Consider the following 14,940-nt stretch of genomic DNA (forward strand, 5'->3'; position numbering starts at 1 on the left):
ACAGGTAAAGAAAGATTGCATTCCAATCTATGAAATTATATACTACTATTAGTACCTAGTCACAAATGTGCGGATGGTGTTTATAATATGAGAAAAAGTAAAAGAGAACGCCAAGAATTGCTGCAGCAGACGATAAAAATGACCCCGTTCATTACAGACGAAGAGTTGGCGGAGAAATTTAAAGTCAGCATTCAGACGATTCGTTTAGACCGTTTGGAACTTTCAATCCCCGAACTGAGGGAAAGAATTAAAAGTGTTGCCGAAAAATCCCTCGAAGACGAAGTGAAGTCGCTTCCGCTCGACGAGGTCATCGGGGAAATCATCGACCTTGAGCTTGATGAGCATGCGATTTCAATTCTTGAAATCAGAAGAGAACACGTATTCAGCCGCAACCAAATTGCCAGGGGGCATCATTTGTTTGCCCAGGCCAACTCGCTTGCCGTTGCCGTCATTGATGATGAGCTCGCATTAACCGCGAAGGCGGACATCCGCTTCACGAGGCAGGTCAAGCAGGGGGAGCGGGTTGTTGCAAAAGCGAAAGTCGTTAAACTTGATAAAGAAAAAGGCAGAACGGTTGTCGGCGTGAACAGCTATGTTGCCGATGAGCCTGTATTTTCAGGCGAATTTGTCATGTATCGTTCAAAACAATCATAGAAGGTGGCGCATTTGTCATGAGAATTGCTGTAGATGCTATGGGAGGCGACAATGCTCCCAAAGCGGTCATCGACGGAGTGATGCAGGCGGTCAAGGATTTCCAGGACCTCGAGATCACGCTTATCGGAGACCGGGAAAAAATAGCCGCCCATTTAACAGAACACGGGCGGATTACCGTCAAACATGCGGAAGAGGTTATTGAAGCGACCGACGAACCTGTCAGGGCCGTCAGAAGAAAGAAAAACTCTTCAATGGTTCTGATGGCTGCGGAAGTTGCAGAGGGCAGAGCCGATGCCTGCATTTCCGCGGGGAACACAGGCGCCTTAATGACGGCCGGACTTTTTATCGTCGGCAGAATCGAAGGAATCGAAAGGCCGGCATTGGCGCCGACTTTGCCGACGGTTTCAGGGGAAGGCTTTCTTCTTCTTGATGTCGGAGCAAATGTAGATGCGAAGCCGGAGCACCTCGTCCAATACGCGATTATGGGTTCTGTTTACGGAGAGCAGGTGCTCGGAGTGAAAAATCCGAGAATCGGACTTTTGAATGTCGGTACAGAAGACAAAAAAGGAAACGAACTTGCAAAACAGACCTTCCAAAAGCTGAAAGAGACCAATTTGAATTTTATCGGCAATGTGGAAGCGAGAGACATGCTGGATGGAGTGGCCGATGTCATCGTGACTGACGGTTTTACCGGAAACGTTGCCTTAAAGACGGTTGAGGGTGCGGCATTGTCTATCTTTAAAATGCTGAGAAGCACGCTGACTTCGAGCTTTACCGCCAAATTGGCTGCTTCGGCGCTGAAGCCGAAACTGAAGGAAATGAAAACGAAGATGGACTACTCTGAATATGGCGGAGCCGGGCTTTTCGGTTTAAAGGCACCGGTCATCAAAGCGCACGGTTCCTCTGACGGTCGTGCCGTCTATCATGCGATCCGCCAGGCGAGAGAGATGGTCAGCCAAAATGTCGCAGCTTTTATTGAAGAAAAAATCCAACAAAAAGCGGATGAATAGTCTGGAGGTTTTACATCATGGGTAAGATTGCTTTTCTATTCCCGGGCCAGGGATCTCAGCATATCGGCATGGGCCGGGAGCTGTATGAGAAAGAGCCGAAAGCGAGACGGATATTTGAAGAAGCTGATGAAACGCTTGAAGCAAATTTGAGCGCTCTTATGTTTGAAGGAGACGCAAAAGAATTGACCCTTACATACAATGCGCAGCCGAGCCTTTTAACGGCCAGCATCGCCGCTCTCGAAAAGTTAAAGGAGTACGGCATTGAAGCCGATTTTGCGGCGGGCCACAGTCTCGGCGAATACACGGCTTTAGTTGCGGCCGGGGCGATGTCGTTTAAAGACGCCGTCTACGCCGTCAGAAAGCGCGGCGAATTTATGAATGAAGCAGTTCCTGCCGGCGAAGGAGCGATGGCCGCCATTCTCGGCATGGACGGCAAAGCATTGAAAGAAGTGACCGACAAAGTGTCAGAAGAAGGGAACCTTGTTCAGCTGGCTAATTTGAACTGTCCTGGACAAATCGTCATCTCAGGGACAGCAAAGGGCGTAGAGCTCGCGTCAGAGCTTGCAAAGGAAAACGGCGCGAAACGCGCGATTCCGCTTGAAGTCAGCGGTCCGTTTCATTCCGAGCTGATGAAGCCTGCCGCTGAAAAGCTGCGCGAAGTCCTTGACGCATGCAGCATTAAGGATGCGTCCATCCCGGTGATCTCAAATGTGACCGCCGACATTGTGACAGACAAAGATGAAATTAAACATAAACTGATTGAACAGCTCTACTCACCTGTCCGCTTTGAAGAATCGATCAGCAGGCTCATCGACGAAGGTGTGACGACATTCATCGAGATCGGGCCTGGAAAAGTGCTGTCAGGTCTCGTCAAAAAAGTGAACCGCAGAGTCAAAACGATTGCTGTATCCGACCCGGATACGATTGAACTCGCTGTTCAAACATTGAAGGAGGAAAACGACCATGCTTGAGAATAAAACAGCCGTTGTTACCGGAGCTTCAAGAGGAATCGGCCGCGCGATCGCGCTGGATCTTGCGAAAAACGGCGCGAACGTCGTCGTCAATTATGCGGGGAATGAAGCGAAAGCGAATGAAGTCGTCGATGAAATCAAAGCGCTCGGCCGCGATGCGTTTGCGATCAAGGCCGATGTTTCCAATGCGGATGAGGTTCAGGCGATGATGAAGCAGGCGATCGAGAGTTTCGGCTCCATTGACATCCTCGTCAACAATGCCGGCATTACAAAAGACAATCTTTTCATGAGAATGAAAGAAAGTGAATGGGACGATGTCATTAACATAAACTTAAAAGGTGTATTCAACTGTGCCAAAGCCGTGACAAGACAGATGATGAAGCAAAGAAGCGGCCGGATCATCAATGTGGCGTCCGTTGTCGGCGTCGTTGGAAACGCCGGACAGGCCAACTATGTCGCGGCGAAATCAGGCGTGATCGGCTTGACGAAAACATTGGCAAAAGAGCTTGCTTCCAGAAACATTACCGTCAATGCGATCGCACCGGGATTCATTTCAACGGAAATGACGGACAAGCTGACAAGTGACATTCAGGACGAAATGCTGAAGCAGATTCCGCTTGCCCGCTTTGGCGAGCCTTCAGATATCAGCAGCGTCGTTGTCTTCCTTGCTTCCGACCAATCACGCTATATGACCGGTCAGACGCTGAATATCGACGGCGGAATGGTCATGGTATAAACAAAGCCAAAAATTGAATTATCTATGGTTTTTTTAAAACGAATCAACTATAATACTTGAGGGGAGGTGAATAGCTATGGCAGACGCATTAGAGCGTGTAACAAAAATCATCGTAGACCGCCTTGGCGTAGATGAAGCTGACGTCACTCTTGAAGCTTCTTTTAAAGAGGATTTAGGCGCTGATTCCCTGGATGTAGTTGAGCTTGTCATGGAACTTGAAGACGAGTTTGATATGGAAATTTCTGACGAAGATGCTGAAAAGATTGCAACAGTCGGTGACGCTGTGAACTACATAAATAGTAAGCAGTAAGCTCATTTAAAGTCCCGTTTAAAGACGGGGCTTTATCCCTTTATACATGCGGCTTTAGTTTAATGTTTTGCCGAATGAAATACGAGCCTGCCTTTTTCTAATAGGAGGTGAGGTGAACCTGATGTGCCCATATGGAGGTTGCTATGTCAAAACATTCACATTTCAGAGACAGGAAAATGGTTCAAAAGAAAGCGGAGCAGTTTAAAAAGTTTCAAGAACGGATTTCGGTTCAATTTCAAAATGAAAAGCTTTTATATCAAGCATTTACACATTCATCTTATGTGAATGAGCATCGGAAGAAGCCGTATGAAGATAATGAAAGGCTTGAATTTTTAGGAGACGCTGTATTGGAGCTGACGATTTCTCAATTTTTGTATGCCAAATACCCGGCGATGAGCGAGGGCGATTTGACAAAATTGAGAGCGGCGATCGTTTGCGAGCCTTCTTTGGTTTCTCTCGCCCATGAGCTGTCTTTCGGAGAGCTTGTTCTTCTTGGAAAAGGGGAAGAAATGACGGGCGGAAGAAAGCGGCCGGCCCTTTTGGCAGACGTGTTTGAAGCCTTTATCGGCGCGCTGTATCTCGATCAGGGGCTTGACTCTGTTGTAGCCTTTCTGAAAGCGTACGTTTTCCCTAAAATCGATGATGGTGCTTTTTCTCATGTGATGGATTTTAAAAGCCAGCTGCAGGAATTTGTACAGCGCGATGGACGGGGCACTTTGGAATACAAGATCCTTCAGGAAAAAGGTCCGGCGCACAACCGCGAATTTGAAGCAAACGTATCGCTAAAAGGAGAAGTGCTTGGGGTGGGAAGCGGCCGTTCCAAAAAAGAAGCTGAACAGCATGCCGCTCAGGAAGCACTTGCAAAGCTGCAAAAACACCATATGAAACAGTAAATCCCCCTTGCCGATTTCAGGGGGATTTCGATATATTTACGCCTTTTATCTGAGGTATGATAGAATTGTAATACTTTAATACATAAGGAGGATCAGGATGTTCCTCAAACGTCTGGACGTAATAGGATTTAAATCGTTCGCAGAACGAATTTCTGTAGATTTTGTTAAGGGTGTGACAGCCGTCGTCGGCCCGAATGGAAGCGGAAAGAGCAACATTACGGATGCGATCCGCTGGGTGCTGGGGGAGCAGTCCGCCAAATCGCTGCGGGGCGGCAAAATGGAAGATATCATATTTGCCGGAAGCGACTCGCGTAAAAAGCTGAACCTTGCCGAAGTGACGCTGACGCTTGATAATGACGACCGCTTTCTGCCGATCGACTTTCATGAGGTCAGTGTGACGCGGAGGGTATACAGGTCAGGGGAAAGCGAATTTCTTATCAATAATCAATCGTGCCGCCTGAAAGATATCATCGATCTTTTTATGGATTCAGGTCTTGGCAAAGAAGCGTTTTCGATCATCAGCCAAGGGAAGGTCGAAGAGATTTTAAGCAGCAAGGCTGAAGAACGGAGAAGCATCTTTGAGGAAGCGGCCGGTGTTTTAAAATATAAAACGAGAAAGAAAAAAGCGGAAAACAAGCTGTTTGAAACACAGGACAATTTGAACCGTGTCGAAGACATCCTCCATGAGCTTGAAGGGCAGGTCGAGCCGCTGAAGATGCAGGCGTCGATCGCCAGGGATTACCTTGAAAAAAAGGACGAGCTTGAAAAAATTGAAATCGCTTTGACGGCGTTTGATATTGAAGAGCTTCACCAAAAATGGGAGGCGCTCAGTCAAAAGGTCGAAAAAGCGAAAGACGAGGAAATGGCCGCTTCATCGGCTATCCAGGCAAAGGAAGCCAAAATTGAAGACACAAGGGATAAAATCCAGGCCCTCGACGAGTCGGTTGATGAGCTTCAGCAGGTCCTCCTTTTGACAAGCGAAGAGCTGGAAAAGCTTGAGGGCAGGAAAGAAGTGCTGAAAGAGCGGAAAAAGAACGCAAGCCAAAACAGGGCCCAGCTTGAAGATACAATCGCCCAGCGCGGAGAAAAGGAAAAAACCTTAAAAGAAAACATCGCCGCGCAAAAGCTCGTATTTGAAAAACTGCAGGGCGAAGTAAAGGATCTCGCAAAGCGGCTCAAGGAAAAAACACAGGCGCTTTCGGTCTACAGCGAAAATGTAGAAGAGGAAATCGAACAGCTGAAAAGCGATTATTTTGAACTCCTGAATGAACAGGCATCACTCCGAAATGAGCTTCAGTTTTTGGAGGATCAAATGTCCCAATCCGCGGCTGTGCAGAAACGCCTTGCGGAAAACAATGAAAAATACTTAAGCGAACGCCGGGAGCTCGACGAACAAAAGGCAAAAGCCGAACACGAATTCAGCCTGTTCGAGGAGCGCCTCGAACACCAAATCAAAGCATACCGGGATGCGCAAAGAAACTATGAACTGAAGAAAAACGAATACGAGAAGAAAGAATCGGCCCTTTACCAGGCTTATCAATACGTGCAGCAGGCGCGATCGAAAAAAGAGATGCTTGAAGCGATGCAGGAGGATTTTTCCGGGTTTTACCAAGGCGTCAAAGAAGTATTAAAAGCCAGAAGCGAACTGCCGGGCATTCACGGGGCAATCGCCGAACTGATCAAGACGGACGAAAGGTATGAGACGGCGATTGAGATCGCGTTGGGCGCTTCTGCCCAGCATATCGTGACTGAAAACGAAGATGCGGCTAGACGGGCGATTCAGTATTTGAAGCAGCATTCGTCAGGCCGGGCGACATTTCTTCCCCTTTCCGTCATCAAAGAGCGGAGCATTCAGCCCCGCGACATCGAGGCGGCAAAGGAAAACCCGTCCTATATCGGGATTGCAAGCGAGCTTGTTTCATTTGACCCGGCGTACAGGACGGCTGTGCAAAATCTGCTGGGGACCGTGCTGATCACAGAGCACTTAAAAGGAGCCAATGATCTTGCCAAACGGCTTGGCCACAGATACCGAATCGTTACGCTTGAAGGGGATGTCGTCAATCCGGGCGGATCGATGACAGGCGGAGCCGTCAAAAAGAAGAACAGTTCGCTTTTAGGCCGGAACAGAGAGCTTGAAGCTGTCACAGAACGCCTTCAGGTAATGGAAGACAAGACAGAAGCGCTCGAGAGCGAAGTCAAAAGCTTAAAACAAGCGATTCAGAAGCTTGAAAGAGAGCTTCAGGCACTGCGTGAAGACGGGGAGCGTTTAAGAGCGGAACAGCAGGAGATAAAAGGGCGCCTGTATGAGCTCGAGCTCGCCGAGAAAAACGTCAACAGCCATCTGGAGATTTACGATCAGGAAAAATCGGCTCTCCTCAAAGAGGACGAGGAAAAGAAACAAAGAAAAAAAGAGCTCGAAGAAAAGCTTGCCGCCATTTCTGAAAACTTAAAAGCGCTGGACGGCGAAATCGAGAGTCTGACGGAAAGAAAACAGACGCAAACCTCGACAAAGGAGACGCTGCAAAGCGAGCTCACCGATCTGAAGGTCGTCCTGGCCAAAACCGAGCAGTCCTGTGCAAACGAACGGGAGAAGCTCGCCAGATTGGAAGAAGAGTTTGCCGAAAATGACGAAGCGCTGAAGATTGCAAAAGAAGATCTCTCCTTTTTGACAAATGAGATGTCATCGAATTCAAGCGGCGAGGAAAAGCTAGAAGAAGCCGCCAAACAGAAGCTGAACGATAAAAATAAAACGGCAGAGCTCATCGCATCAAGAAGGGAGCAGCGGATGAAGCTGCAAAAAGGTCTTGAAACCGAAGAGCTGGAGCTGAAAGAAATGAAGCGCCTGTATAAACAAATGGCAGGCCTCTTAAAAGACGAGGAAGTCAAGCTCGGCCGCATGGAAGTAGAGCTTGACAATCTGCTTTCATTCCTGCGGGAGGAATACGGCCTGTCATTTGAAGGAGCCAAAGAAAAATATCCGCTTGAGCTCGCCCCTGAGGAAGCGAGAAAACGAGTCAAGCTGATCAAGCTGGCGATCGAAGAACTGGGCACCGTCAACCTCGGCAGCATTGAAGAATATGAAAGGGTCAATGAACGCTATACGTTCCTGACCGAGCAGAAAGACGACTTGCTAGAAGCGAAAAATACGCTATTTCAAGTTATCGAGGAAATGGATGAGGAGATGACGAAGCGCTTCTCAGAAACGTTTGCACAAATCAGCTCCCATTTCGAGGATGTCTTCCGCGCGCTGTTTGGCGGGGGCAGAGCCGAACTGAGGCTGACCGATCCGAACGATCTGCTTCAGTCAGGCGTCGATATTATCGCACAGCCGCCAGGGAAAAAGCTGCAAAACTTAAGCCTTCTTTCCGGCGGAGAACGGGCGTTGACGGCGATCGCCCTCTTATTTTCGATCCTCAAGGTCAGACCGGTTCCGTTCTGCGTGCTGGATGAGGTTGAGGCTGCGCTTGATGAAGCGAACGTGTTCCGCTTTGCTCAGTATTTGAAAAAATACAGCGATGAAACACAATTTATCGTCATTACGCACAGAAAAGGAACAATGGAAGAAGCCGATGTTCTCTACGGTGTGACGATGCAGGAATCAGGCGTTTCCAAGCTTGTCTCCGTCAAGCTTGAAGAAACGAAAGAATTAGTTCAATAAAGCGAGGTTACCAGTCATGAGCTTTTTTAAAAAATTGAAAGAGAAAATCACAAAGCAGACCGATTCAGTCTCAGGAAAATTTAAAGAAGGGCTCGCCAAAACGAGAAACTCGTTTCAAGAGCGCGTCAATGAACTTGTTTCCCGCTACCGGAAAGTGGATGAAGACTTTTTCGAGGAGCTTGAAGAAGTCCTGATCGGGGCAGATGTCGGCGTGTCAACGGTGATGGAGCTGATTGACGAGCTGAAGCGCGAGGTCAAACTGAGAAACATTCAGGATCCGAAAGAGGTTCAGTCCGTCATTTCGGAAAAGCTTGTCGACATTTATGAAGGCGGGGAGCAGGAAGTTTCCGAGCTCCATGTAGAAGACGGCCGTTTGAACATCATCCTGTTTGTCGGCGTCAACGGCGTCGGTAAAACGACGACAATCGGCAAGCTCGCCCATAAGTTTGTAAAGGAAGGCAAAAACGTTGTCCTTGCGGCCGGGGACACGTTCCGCGCCGGTGCGATCGATCAGCTTGAAGTGTGGGGAGAGCGGGTCGGCGCCCATGTGGTCAAGCAGGCTGAAGGCTCAGATCCCGCGGCCGTCATCTATGATGCCGTCCAAGCCGCCAAAGCGCGCGGCGCCGATGTCCTGCTGTGCGATACGGCGGGGCGTCTGCAAAACAAGGTGAACCTGATGAAGGAGCTTGAAAAAGTAAAGCGGGTCATACAGCGCGAGGTGCCTGATGCGCCTCATGAAGTGCTGCTCGTTTTGGATGCCACAACAGGCCAAAACGCGATGACACAGGCGAAGGAGTTTTCCAAGGCGACGGATGTATCAGGGATTGTTCTGACAAAGCTTGATGGAACGGCAAAAGGCGGAATCGTCCTTGCCATACGCCACGAACTGCGGATTCCCGTCAAGTTTGTCGGCCTCGGAGAAAAAATGGACGACCTCCAGCCGTTTAAAGCCGAGTCATATGTATACGGCCTGTTTTCCGATTTGATCGAGAAAGCCGAGTAGCGTTCCCCCCTCTTCAAAAGAGGGGTCTTTTAAAAAGAGCAGCAAGAAATCATGACAAGATAAAAACTTGACAGATGAAAAAAATCAGCGTAAACTAATGTATCGTAAAGGGATTTGACTTAACAAAGGGGAGAGTCTCATGACGCTTGAAAAAACAACGCGAATGAATTACTTATTTGATTTCTATCAGTCGTTGTTGACATCAAAACAAAAAAGCTACATGTCGCTTTACTATTTGGACGATTTCTCCCTTGGCGAAATAGCTGAAGAATATCATGTCTCAAGACAGGCGGTCTATGATAACATTAAACGGACGGAAGCCATGCTTGAGCAATATGAAGAAAAGCTACTTTTGTTTAAAAAATTTCAAGAGCGCAAAAAGATTTTCGAGCAGCTCAGAGAGCTGACTTCCGGTCAGCCTGAAGCGGCGCAGCTCATAGACGCGCTTGAGAAATTAGATTAGGAGGCGGCACTGAAAAATGGCATTCGAAGGATTAGCCGACCGACTGCAGAAAACGATTTCTAAAATCCGCGGAAAAGGAAAAGTAACGGAACAAGACGTCAAAGAAATGATGCGCGAAGTCCGTTTGGCGCTCCTTGAAGCGGACGTCAACTTTAAAGTCGTCAAAGATTTTGTGAAAAAGGTGAGCGAACGGGCCGTCGGACAGGATGTCATGAAAAGCCTGACGCCCGGACAGCAGGTCATTAAAGTCGTCAAAGAAGAACTGACCGAACTGATGGGCGGCGAAGAAAGCAAAATCGCCGCTGCAAAACGCCCGCCTACCGTCATCATGATGGTCGGTTTGCAAGGGGCCGGTAAAACGACGACGACAGGCAAGCTTGCCAACCTGCTGCGCAAAAAACATAACCGCAACCCGCTGCTCGTGGCGGCGGATATATACCGCCCGGCTGCGATCAAACAGCTGGAAACGCTCGGCAGGCAGCTCGATATGCCGGTGTTCTCGCTCGGAGACCAGGTCAGCCCTGTCGATATTGCCAAGCAGGCGATCGAAAAGGCGAAAGAAGACCACCACGACTATGTGATCATCGACACGGCGGGACGTCTTCATATTGATGAAGAGCTGATGGATGAGCTGAAAAAGGTAAAAGAAACAAGTCAGCCGGACGAAATTTTCCTTGTCGTCGATTCCATGACGGGGCAAGATGCGGTAAACGTCGCCAAAAGCTTCAACGAGCAGCTTGGTGTGACAGGCGTCATCCTCACAAAGCTGGACGGCGATACGAGAGGCGGAGCGGCCTTGTCGATCCGCGCCGTGACAAATACGCCGATCAAATTTGCCGGTCTCGGCGAAAAGCTTGACGCGCTTGAGCCGTTCCATCCAGAGCGGATGGCTTCGAGGATTCTCGGAATGGGCGATGTGCTCACTCTGATCGAAAAAGCCCAGGCCAATGTGGATGAAGAAAAGGCGAAAGAGCTTGAGCAAAAAATGAAAACGATGAGCTTCACCCTTGACGACTTTTTGGAACAGCTCGGGCAAGTCCGCAATATGGGACCGCTTGATGAACTGATCCAAATGATGCCAGGCGCAGGCAAAATGAAAGGCTTAAAAAACGTCAAGGTTGACGAAAAACAGCTCAGCCACGTGGAAGCGATCATCAAATCGATGACAGGAAAAGAAAAAGAGCAGCCTGAAATCATCAATGCCAGCAGGCGCAAGCGGATTGCGAAAGGAAGCGGAACATCCGTCCAGGAAGTCAACCGTCTTTTAAAGCAATTTGAAGAAATGAAAAAAATGATGAAGCAAATGACAAACATGACAAAAGGGAAGAAAAAAGGATTTAAATTGCCCTTCATGTAAACCTGTTTTCACATGATAAAACCGTTGTTAAGAAAAAACACTTTACAAACACTTTTATCATTGTTAATATACTATCTTGTTGAAATATTTTCGGAGGTGCTAGTAAAATGGCAGTAAAAATTCGTTTAAAACGTATGGGAGCTAAAAAATCTCCTTTCTATCGTATTGTTGTAGCAGATTCTCGTTCACCGCGTGACGGCCGTTTCATCGAAACAGTCGGAACTTACAACCCGGTGGCAAAACCGGCTGAAGTGAAAATCGATGAAGAGCTTGCGCTGAAATGGCTTCAAACAGGGGCTAAACCGTCTGACACGGTTCGCAACCTTTTCTCAAAAGAAGGCATTATGGAAAAATTCCACAACGCTAAACAAAGCAAGTAATGAGTGATCTGCACTTGGAAGAACTGATTGTATCATTGGTCAAACCGCTTGTGGATCACCCGGATGATATCCAGGTATTAAAAGAAGAAAATGATCAGCGGATCATGTTCCGCCTTTCTGTCAACAGAGAGGATACCGGTAAAGTCATCGGAAAAAAAGGGCGGACTGCAAGAGCGATACGTTCCGTCGTATTTGCGGCCGGCGCACAGTCTTCTAAGAAAGTTCAACTAGAGATCGCAGACTAAGGGGAGAGGGTGAAAACCTCCCCCTTTTTTATCATGAGAGAAAAATAGAAACAGATGAACGATTCCGGATGGCCGGCTAAACGCCATGCCGCCAGATGTCAGGGAAGGAAAAATCACGGGACAGTAGGTGATGATGCCATGCAGATTATCCAACGTGTTACCGTCATGCAGGTTTTAACCGAAAACAGCAAAAAAAAGCTGTTGGCTTCTTTTGAAGAAAGAAAAGAAATCCTTGAGCGCGAATGCAATCAGCTTTATTTTCAGCTCAGAAAACACGAAAAAGAGCACCACAATCCGGCGGCAACCGAATCATTCAAAAAAGAGATTGAAAAGCGCCAGGATAAAATCAAAATGATCGCATTTCAAATCAATCAGATCCATACGCTCCCGCTTGGCAGCGAAGTGAAAGAAAAAGAGATTGAAGCTTTAATGGACATTGAAGTTGGCGACAATTGGCATGATGTGACAGCAGGTAAAACAATTGTGATTAAAGACGGAATCGTCATTGAAATTCGTCCGAGGTGAAGAAATGCAGAAACAATGGTTTAATGTAGGGAAAATTGTTAATACTCATGGAGTAAAAGGTGAAGTTCGCGTGATTTCCAAAACCGACTTTCCCGAAGAACGGTACAAGCCGGGAAACACGCTCTATTTATTCATGGAAGGAAAGGATGAGCCCGTTCAGGTGACCGTCGGCTCGCACAGGCTTCACAAACAGTTTCATCTTTTGCAATTCAAAGAGATCTCCACTTTAACGGAAGCCGAAACATTAAAAAACGCTTTGATTAAAGTTCCCGAAGACCAATTAAGCCCATTGGCGGAAGACGAATATTACTTTCATGAAATCATCGGCTGTGACGTTTTCTCAGAAGAAGGAGATCCAATCGGCAAAGTCAAAGAAATTTTAACCCCCGGTGCAAACGATGTCTGGGTCGTGGGGCGCCCGGGGAAAAAAGACGCGCTCATCCCTTATATCGACGCCGTCGTCAAAAACATCAACATCAAAGACAAAACGATCAAGATTCATATCATGGAAGGATTACTTGACGAATGAGAATTGATTTTTTAACGCTTTTTCCGGAGATGTTTGAAGGTGTGCTGGGCTCATCCATTCTGCAGAAAGCCCAGGAAAAGAACGCCGTCCGTTTTCATGTGGTGAATTTTCGGGCGTATTCCGACAATAAGCATCAAACGGTCGACGATTATCCATACGGCGGAGGTGCGGGGATGGTGTTGAAGCCGCAGCCCGTTTTTGATGCGGTCGAAAAGCTGACCGCCGAAGCCGGAACATCCCCGAGAATCGTCCTTGTCTGCCCCCAAGGCGAGCGCTATACGCAGAAAAAGGCGGAAGAGCTCGCAAAAGAGGATCATTTAATGTTTATTTGCGGCCATTATGAAGGGTATGATGAACGGATCAGAGAGCACATTGCCACAGACGAGATTTCAATCGGAGACTTCGTTCTGACGGGCGGAGAGCTGCCGGCTATGATGATAGCCGACAGCGTCGTCAGGCTGCTGCCGGGAGTGCTTGGCAAGGAAGAGTCGCACCTTGAGGATTCTTTCAGCACAGGGCTGCTCGAACACCCGCATTACACGCGGCCGGCGGATTATAAAGGATGGAAGGTCCCGGAGGTCCTCACATCAGGAAATCACGCAAAAATAAAAGAGTGGAGGCGGAAAGAGTCTCTCAAACGGACATTTTTGCGGCGACCTGACCTTCTCGAGCATTATCCATTGTCAGATGAAGAAAGAAAATGGATTTCAGAATGGGAAAACAGCTAGATTCTATTGCATGGCGGGAAAAGGTATGGTATGATACTACTTGTGACTTGAACGGGGTTTCCGTTTGAGTTTGAAAACGATGTTCCGCTGTGCCGATATGAGCCCAAGAGCATCTGTTGGAAGGAGTTGAAGACGATGCAAAAATTGATTGAAGAAATCACAAAAGAACAATTGCGCACTGATTTGCCTGCGTTCCGTCCTGGCGACACTCTCCGTGTACACGTGAAAGTTGTCGAGGGTAACCGTGAGCGTATTCAGGTTTTTGAGGGTGTTGTGATTAAGCGTCGTGGTGGCGGAATCAGCGAAACTTTCACAGTTCGTAAGATTTCTTACGGTGTCGGAGTTGAGCGTACATTCCCATTACACACACCAAAAATCGCGAAAATCGAAGTTGTCCGTCATGGTAAAGTACGCCGTGCGAAACTTTATTACTTGCGTGAACTTCGTGGAAAAGCGGCTCGTATTAAAGAAATCAGACGATAATGATAACGAACGAAAAGAGCTTGTTAACCATAACAAGCTCTTTTTTTGTAAAAGAAGTATAAAATCATTCTGCCTTTTAAAAGATAGCAGTAACAGAAGGAAGGTGTCCGTCACATGGTAATTCAATGGTTTCCCGGGCATATGGCCAAGGCAAGGCGGGAAGTAACGGAAAAGCTTAAACTGATCGACATTGTATATGAACTGGTAGACGCCAGAATCCCGATGTCTTCGAGGAATCCGATGATTGAGGACATCCTCAAAAACAAACCGAGAATCATGCTGCTCAATAAAGCGGATAAAGCGGATTCCGCGGTGACAAACGAGTGGAAAAAACATTTTGAGGCCGACGGGATTCCCTCGCTTGCGATCAACTCTGTCAACGGACAGGGCTTAAATCAAATTTTGCCGGCCTCAAAAGAGCTGCTCAAAGAAAAATTTGATAAAATGAAAGCAAAAGGCGTGAAACCACGGGCGATCCGGGCATTGATCGTCGGCATTCCAAACGTCGGAAAATCGACTTTGATCAACCGGCTCGCAAAAAAAAATATTGCGAAAACCGGCGACAGGCCCGGAGTGACGACTGCACAGCAATGGGTAAAAGTCGGAAAAGAGCTTGAGCTCCTCGATACGCCGGGTATTTTATGGCCGAAGTTTGAGGACGAGCTCGTCGGATTAAAACTGGCGGCAACGGGCGCGATAAAAGATTCGATCATCAATTTGCAGGATGTCGCGGTTTTCGGCTTGCGCTTTTTGGAAGAGCACTATCCCGAACGCTTAAAAAAGCGCTATGATTTAGCGGAAATTCCGGAAGAGATCGTAGAGCTGTTTGATGAGATCGGCAAAAAACGCGGCTGTCTCATGGCAGGCGGCGAGATTAATTACGATAAAACGACAGAAGTCATCATCAGGGATATCCGCACTGAAAAATTCGGCCCGCTCTCTTTTGAAAAGCCTGCAGACTAAAAAGGCGCGCTTTAAAAGAGGCGGGTCTTTAT

17 protein-coding genes are annotated in these 14,940 nt (G+C 47.7%); all 17 read left to right on the top strand.

Annotation, left to right across the window (positions count from 1 at the left end; all coding sequences use genetic code 11):
* The first annotated feature begins 87 nt into the window (after nt 1-87).
* The 17 genes from fapR to ylqF all read left to right on the top strand — a co-directional run bounded on the left by fapR (nt 88) and on the right by ylqF (nt 14,908).
* Complete coding sequence (fapR, locus tag R5H20_RS09075; protein ID WP_006638206.1) at nt 88-654, top strand: transcription factor FapR; 567 nt, start codon at nt 88-90, stop codon at nt 652-654.
* Between the two features lie 17 nt (nt 655-671).
* On the top strand, nt 672-1,664 hold the full coding sequence (plsX, locus tag R5H20_RS09080) for a phosphate acyltransferase PlsX (protein ID WP_006638205.1): 993 nt from the start codon (nt 672-674) through the stop codon (nt 1,662-1,664).
* Nucleotides 1,665-1,681: 17 nt separating this feature from the next.
* Nucleotides 1,682-2,635: an ACP S-malonyltransferase gene (fabD, locus tag R5H20_RS09085; RefSeq protein WP_006638204.1), complete on the top strand. Its 954-nt coding sequence runs from the start codon at nt 1,682-1,684 to the stop codon at nt 2,633-2,635.
* On the top strand, nt 2,628-3,371 hold the full coding sequence (gene fabG / locus R5H20_RS09090; RefSeq protein ID WP_006638203.1) for a 3-oxoacyl-[acyl-carrier-protein] reductase: 744 nt from the start codon (nt 2,628-2,630) through the stop codon (nt 3,369-3,371). The genes fabD and fabG overlap by 8 nt, the downstream gene beginning before the upstream one ends.
* 76 nt (nt 3,372-3,447) lie before the next feature.
* Nucleotides 3,448-3,681: an acyl carrier protein gene (gene acpP / locus R5H20_RS09095; protein ID WP_003181706.1), complete on the top strand. Its 234-nt coding sequence runs from the start codon at nt 3,448-3,450 to the stop codon at nt 3,679-3,681.
* Nucleotides 3,682-3,824: 143 nt separating this feature from the next.
* Nucleotides 3,825-4,574 carry a ribonuclease III gene (rnc, locus tag R5H20_RS09100; protein WP_006638202.1) on the top strand — a complete coding sequence of 250 codons (750 nt, stop codon included), beginning with the start codon at nt 3,825-3,827 and terminating at the stop codon, nt 4,572-4,574.
* 97 nt (nt 4,575-4,671) lie between these two features.
* Entirely contained in the window at nt 4,672-8,232 is a 3,561-nt protein-coding gene (gene smc / locus R5H20_RS09105) for a chromosome segregation protein SMC (RefSeq protein WP_006638201.1), read from the top strand.
* 16 nt (nt 8,233-8,248) lie between these two features.
* Nucleotides 8,249-9,235 (top strand): signal recognition particle-docking protein FtsY, encoded by a 987-nt coding sequence (gene ftsY, locus R5H20_RS09110; protein ID WP_006638200.1) that lies wholly within the window; start codon nt 8,249-8,251, stop codon nt 9,233-9,235.
* 139 nt (nt 9,236-9,374) lie between these two features.
* Nucleotides 9,375-9,698 (top strand): putative DNA-binding protein, encoded by a 324-nt coding sequence (locus R5H20_RS09115; RefSeq protein WP_006638199.1) that lies wholly within the window; start codon nt 9,375-9,377, stop codon nt 9,696-9,698.
* A 16-nt stretch (nt 9,699-9,714) separates the two neighbouring features.
* Nucleotides 9,715-11,055: a signal recognition particle protein gene (gene ffh, locus R5H20_RS09120; RefSeq protein WP_006638198.1), complete on the top strand. Its 1,341-nt coding sequence runs from the start codon at nt 9,715-9,717 to the stop codon at nt 11,053-11,055.
* Between the two features lie 107 nt (nt 11,056-11,162).
* Nucleotides 11,163-11,435 (top strand): 30S ribosomal protein S16, encoded by a 273-nt coding sequence (gene rpsP, locus R5H20_RS09125; protein ID WP_006638197.1) that lies wholly within the window; start codon nt 11,163-11,165, stop codon nt 11,433-11,435.
* Nucleotides 11,435-11,680, top strand: coding sequence for a KH domain-containing protein (locus R5H20_RS09130; RefSeq protein WP_034325770.1), 246 nt, complete (start codon nt 11,435-11,437; stop codon nt 11,678-11,680). The genes rpsP and R5H20_RS09130 overlap by 1 nt, the downstream gene beginning before the upstream one ends.
* Nucleotides 11,681-11,818: 138 nt before the next feature.
* On the top strand, nt 11,819-12,205 hold the full coding sequence (locus tag R5H20_RS09135) for a YlqD family protein (protein WP_006638195.1): 387 nt from the start codon (nt 11,819-11,821) through the stop codon (nt 12,203-12,205).
* Nucleotides 12,206-12,209: 4 nt separating this feature from the next.
* The gene (gene rimM, locus R5H20_RS09140; RefSeq protein WP_006638194.1) at nt 12,210-12,734 is read left to right on the top strand and encodes a ribosome maturation factor RimM; all 525 of its coding nucleotides are present in this window, start codon (nt 12,210-12,212) and stop codon (nt 12,732-12,734) included.
* Nucleotides 12,731-13,462, top strand: coding sequence for a tRNA (guanosine(37)-N1)-methyltransferase TrmD (gene trmD, locus R5H20_RS09145; protein WP_006638193.1), 732 nt, complete (start codon nt 12,731-12,733; stop codon nt 13,460-13,462). Before rimM ends, trmD begins: the two co-directional genes overlap by 4 nt.
* A gap of 135 nt (nt 13,463-13,597) precedes the next feature.
* Nucleotides 13,598-13,945 carry a 50S ribosomal protein L19 gene (gene rplS, locus R5H20_RS09150; RefSeq protein ID WP_003181728.1) on the top strand — a complete coding sequence of 116 codons (348 nt, stop codon included), beginning with the start codon at nt 13,598-13,600 and terminating at the stop codon, nt 13,943-13,945.
* A gap of 114 nt (nt 13,946-14,059) precedes the next feature.
* On the top strand, nt 14,060-14,908 hold the full coding sequence (ylqF, locus tag R5H20_RS09155; RefSeq protein ID WP_006638192.1) for a ribosome biogenesis GTPase YlqF: 849 nt from the start codon (nt 14,060-14,062) through the stop codon (nt 14,906-14,908).
* Nucleotides 14,909-14,940 lie beyond the last annotated feature (32 nt).

The sequence above is a fragment of the Bacillus sp. KICET-3 genome, assembly GCF_033261025.1.
GTDB lineage: Bacteria > Bacillota > Bacilli > Bacillales > Bacillaceae > Bacillus > Bacillus sonorensis.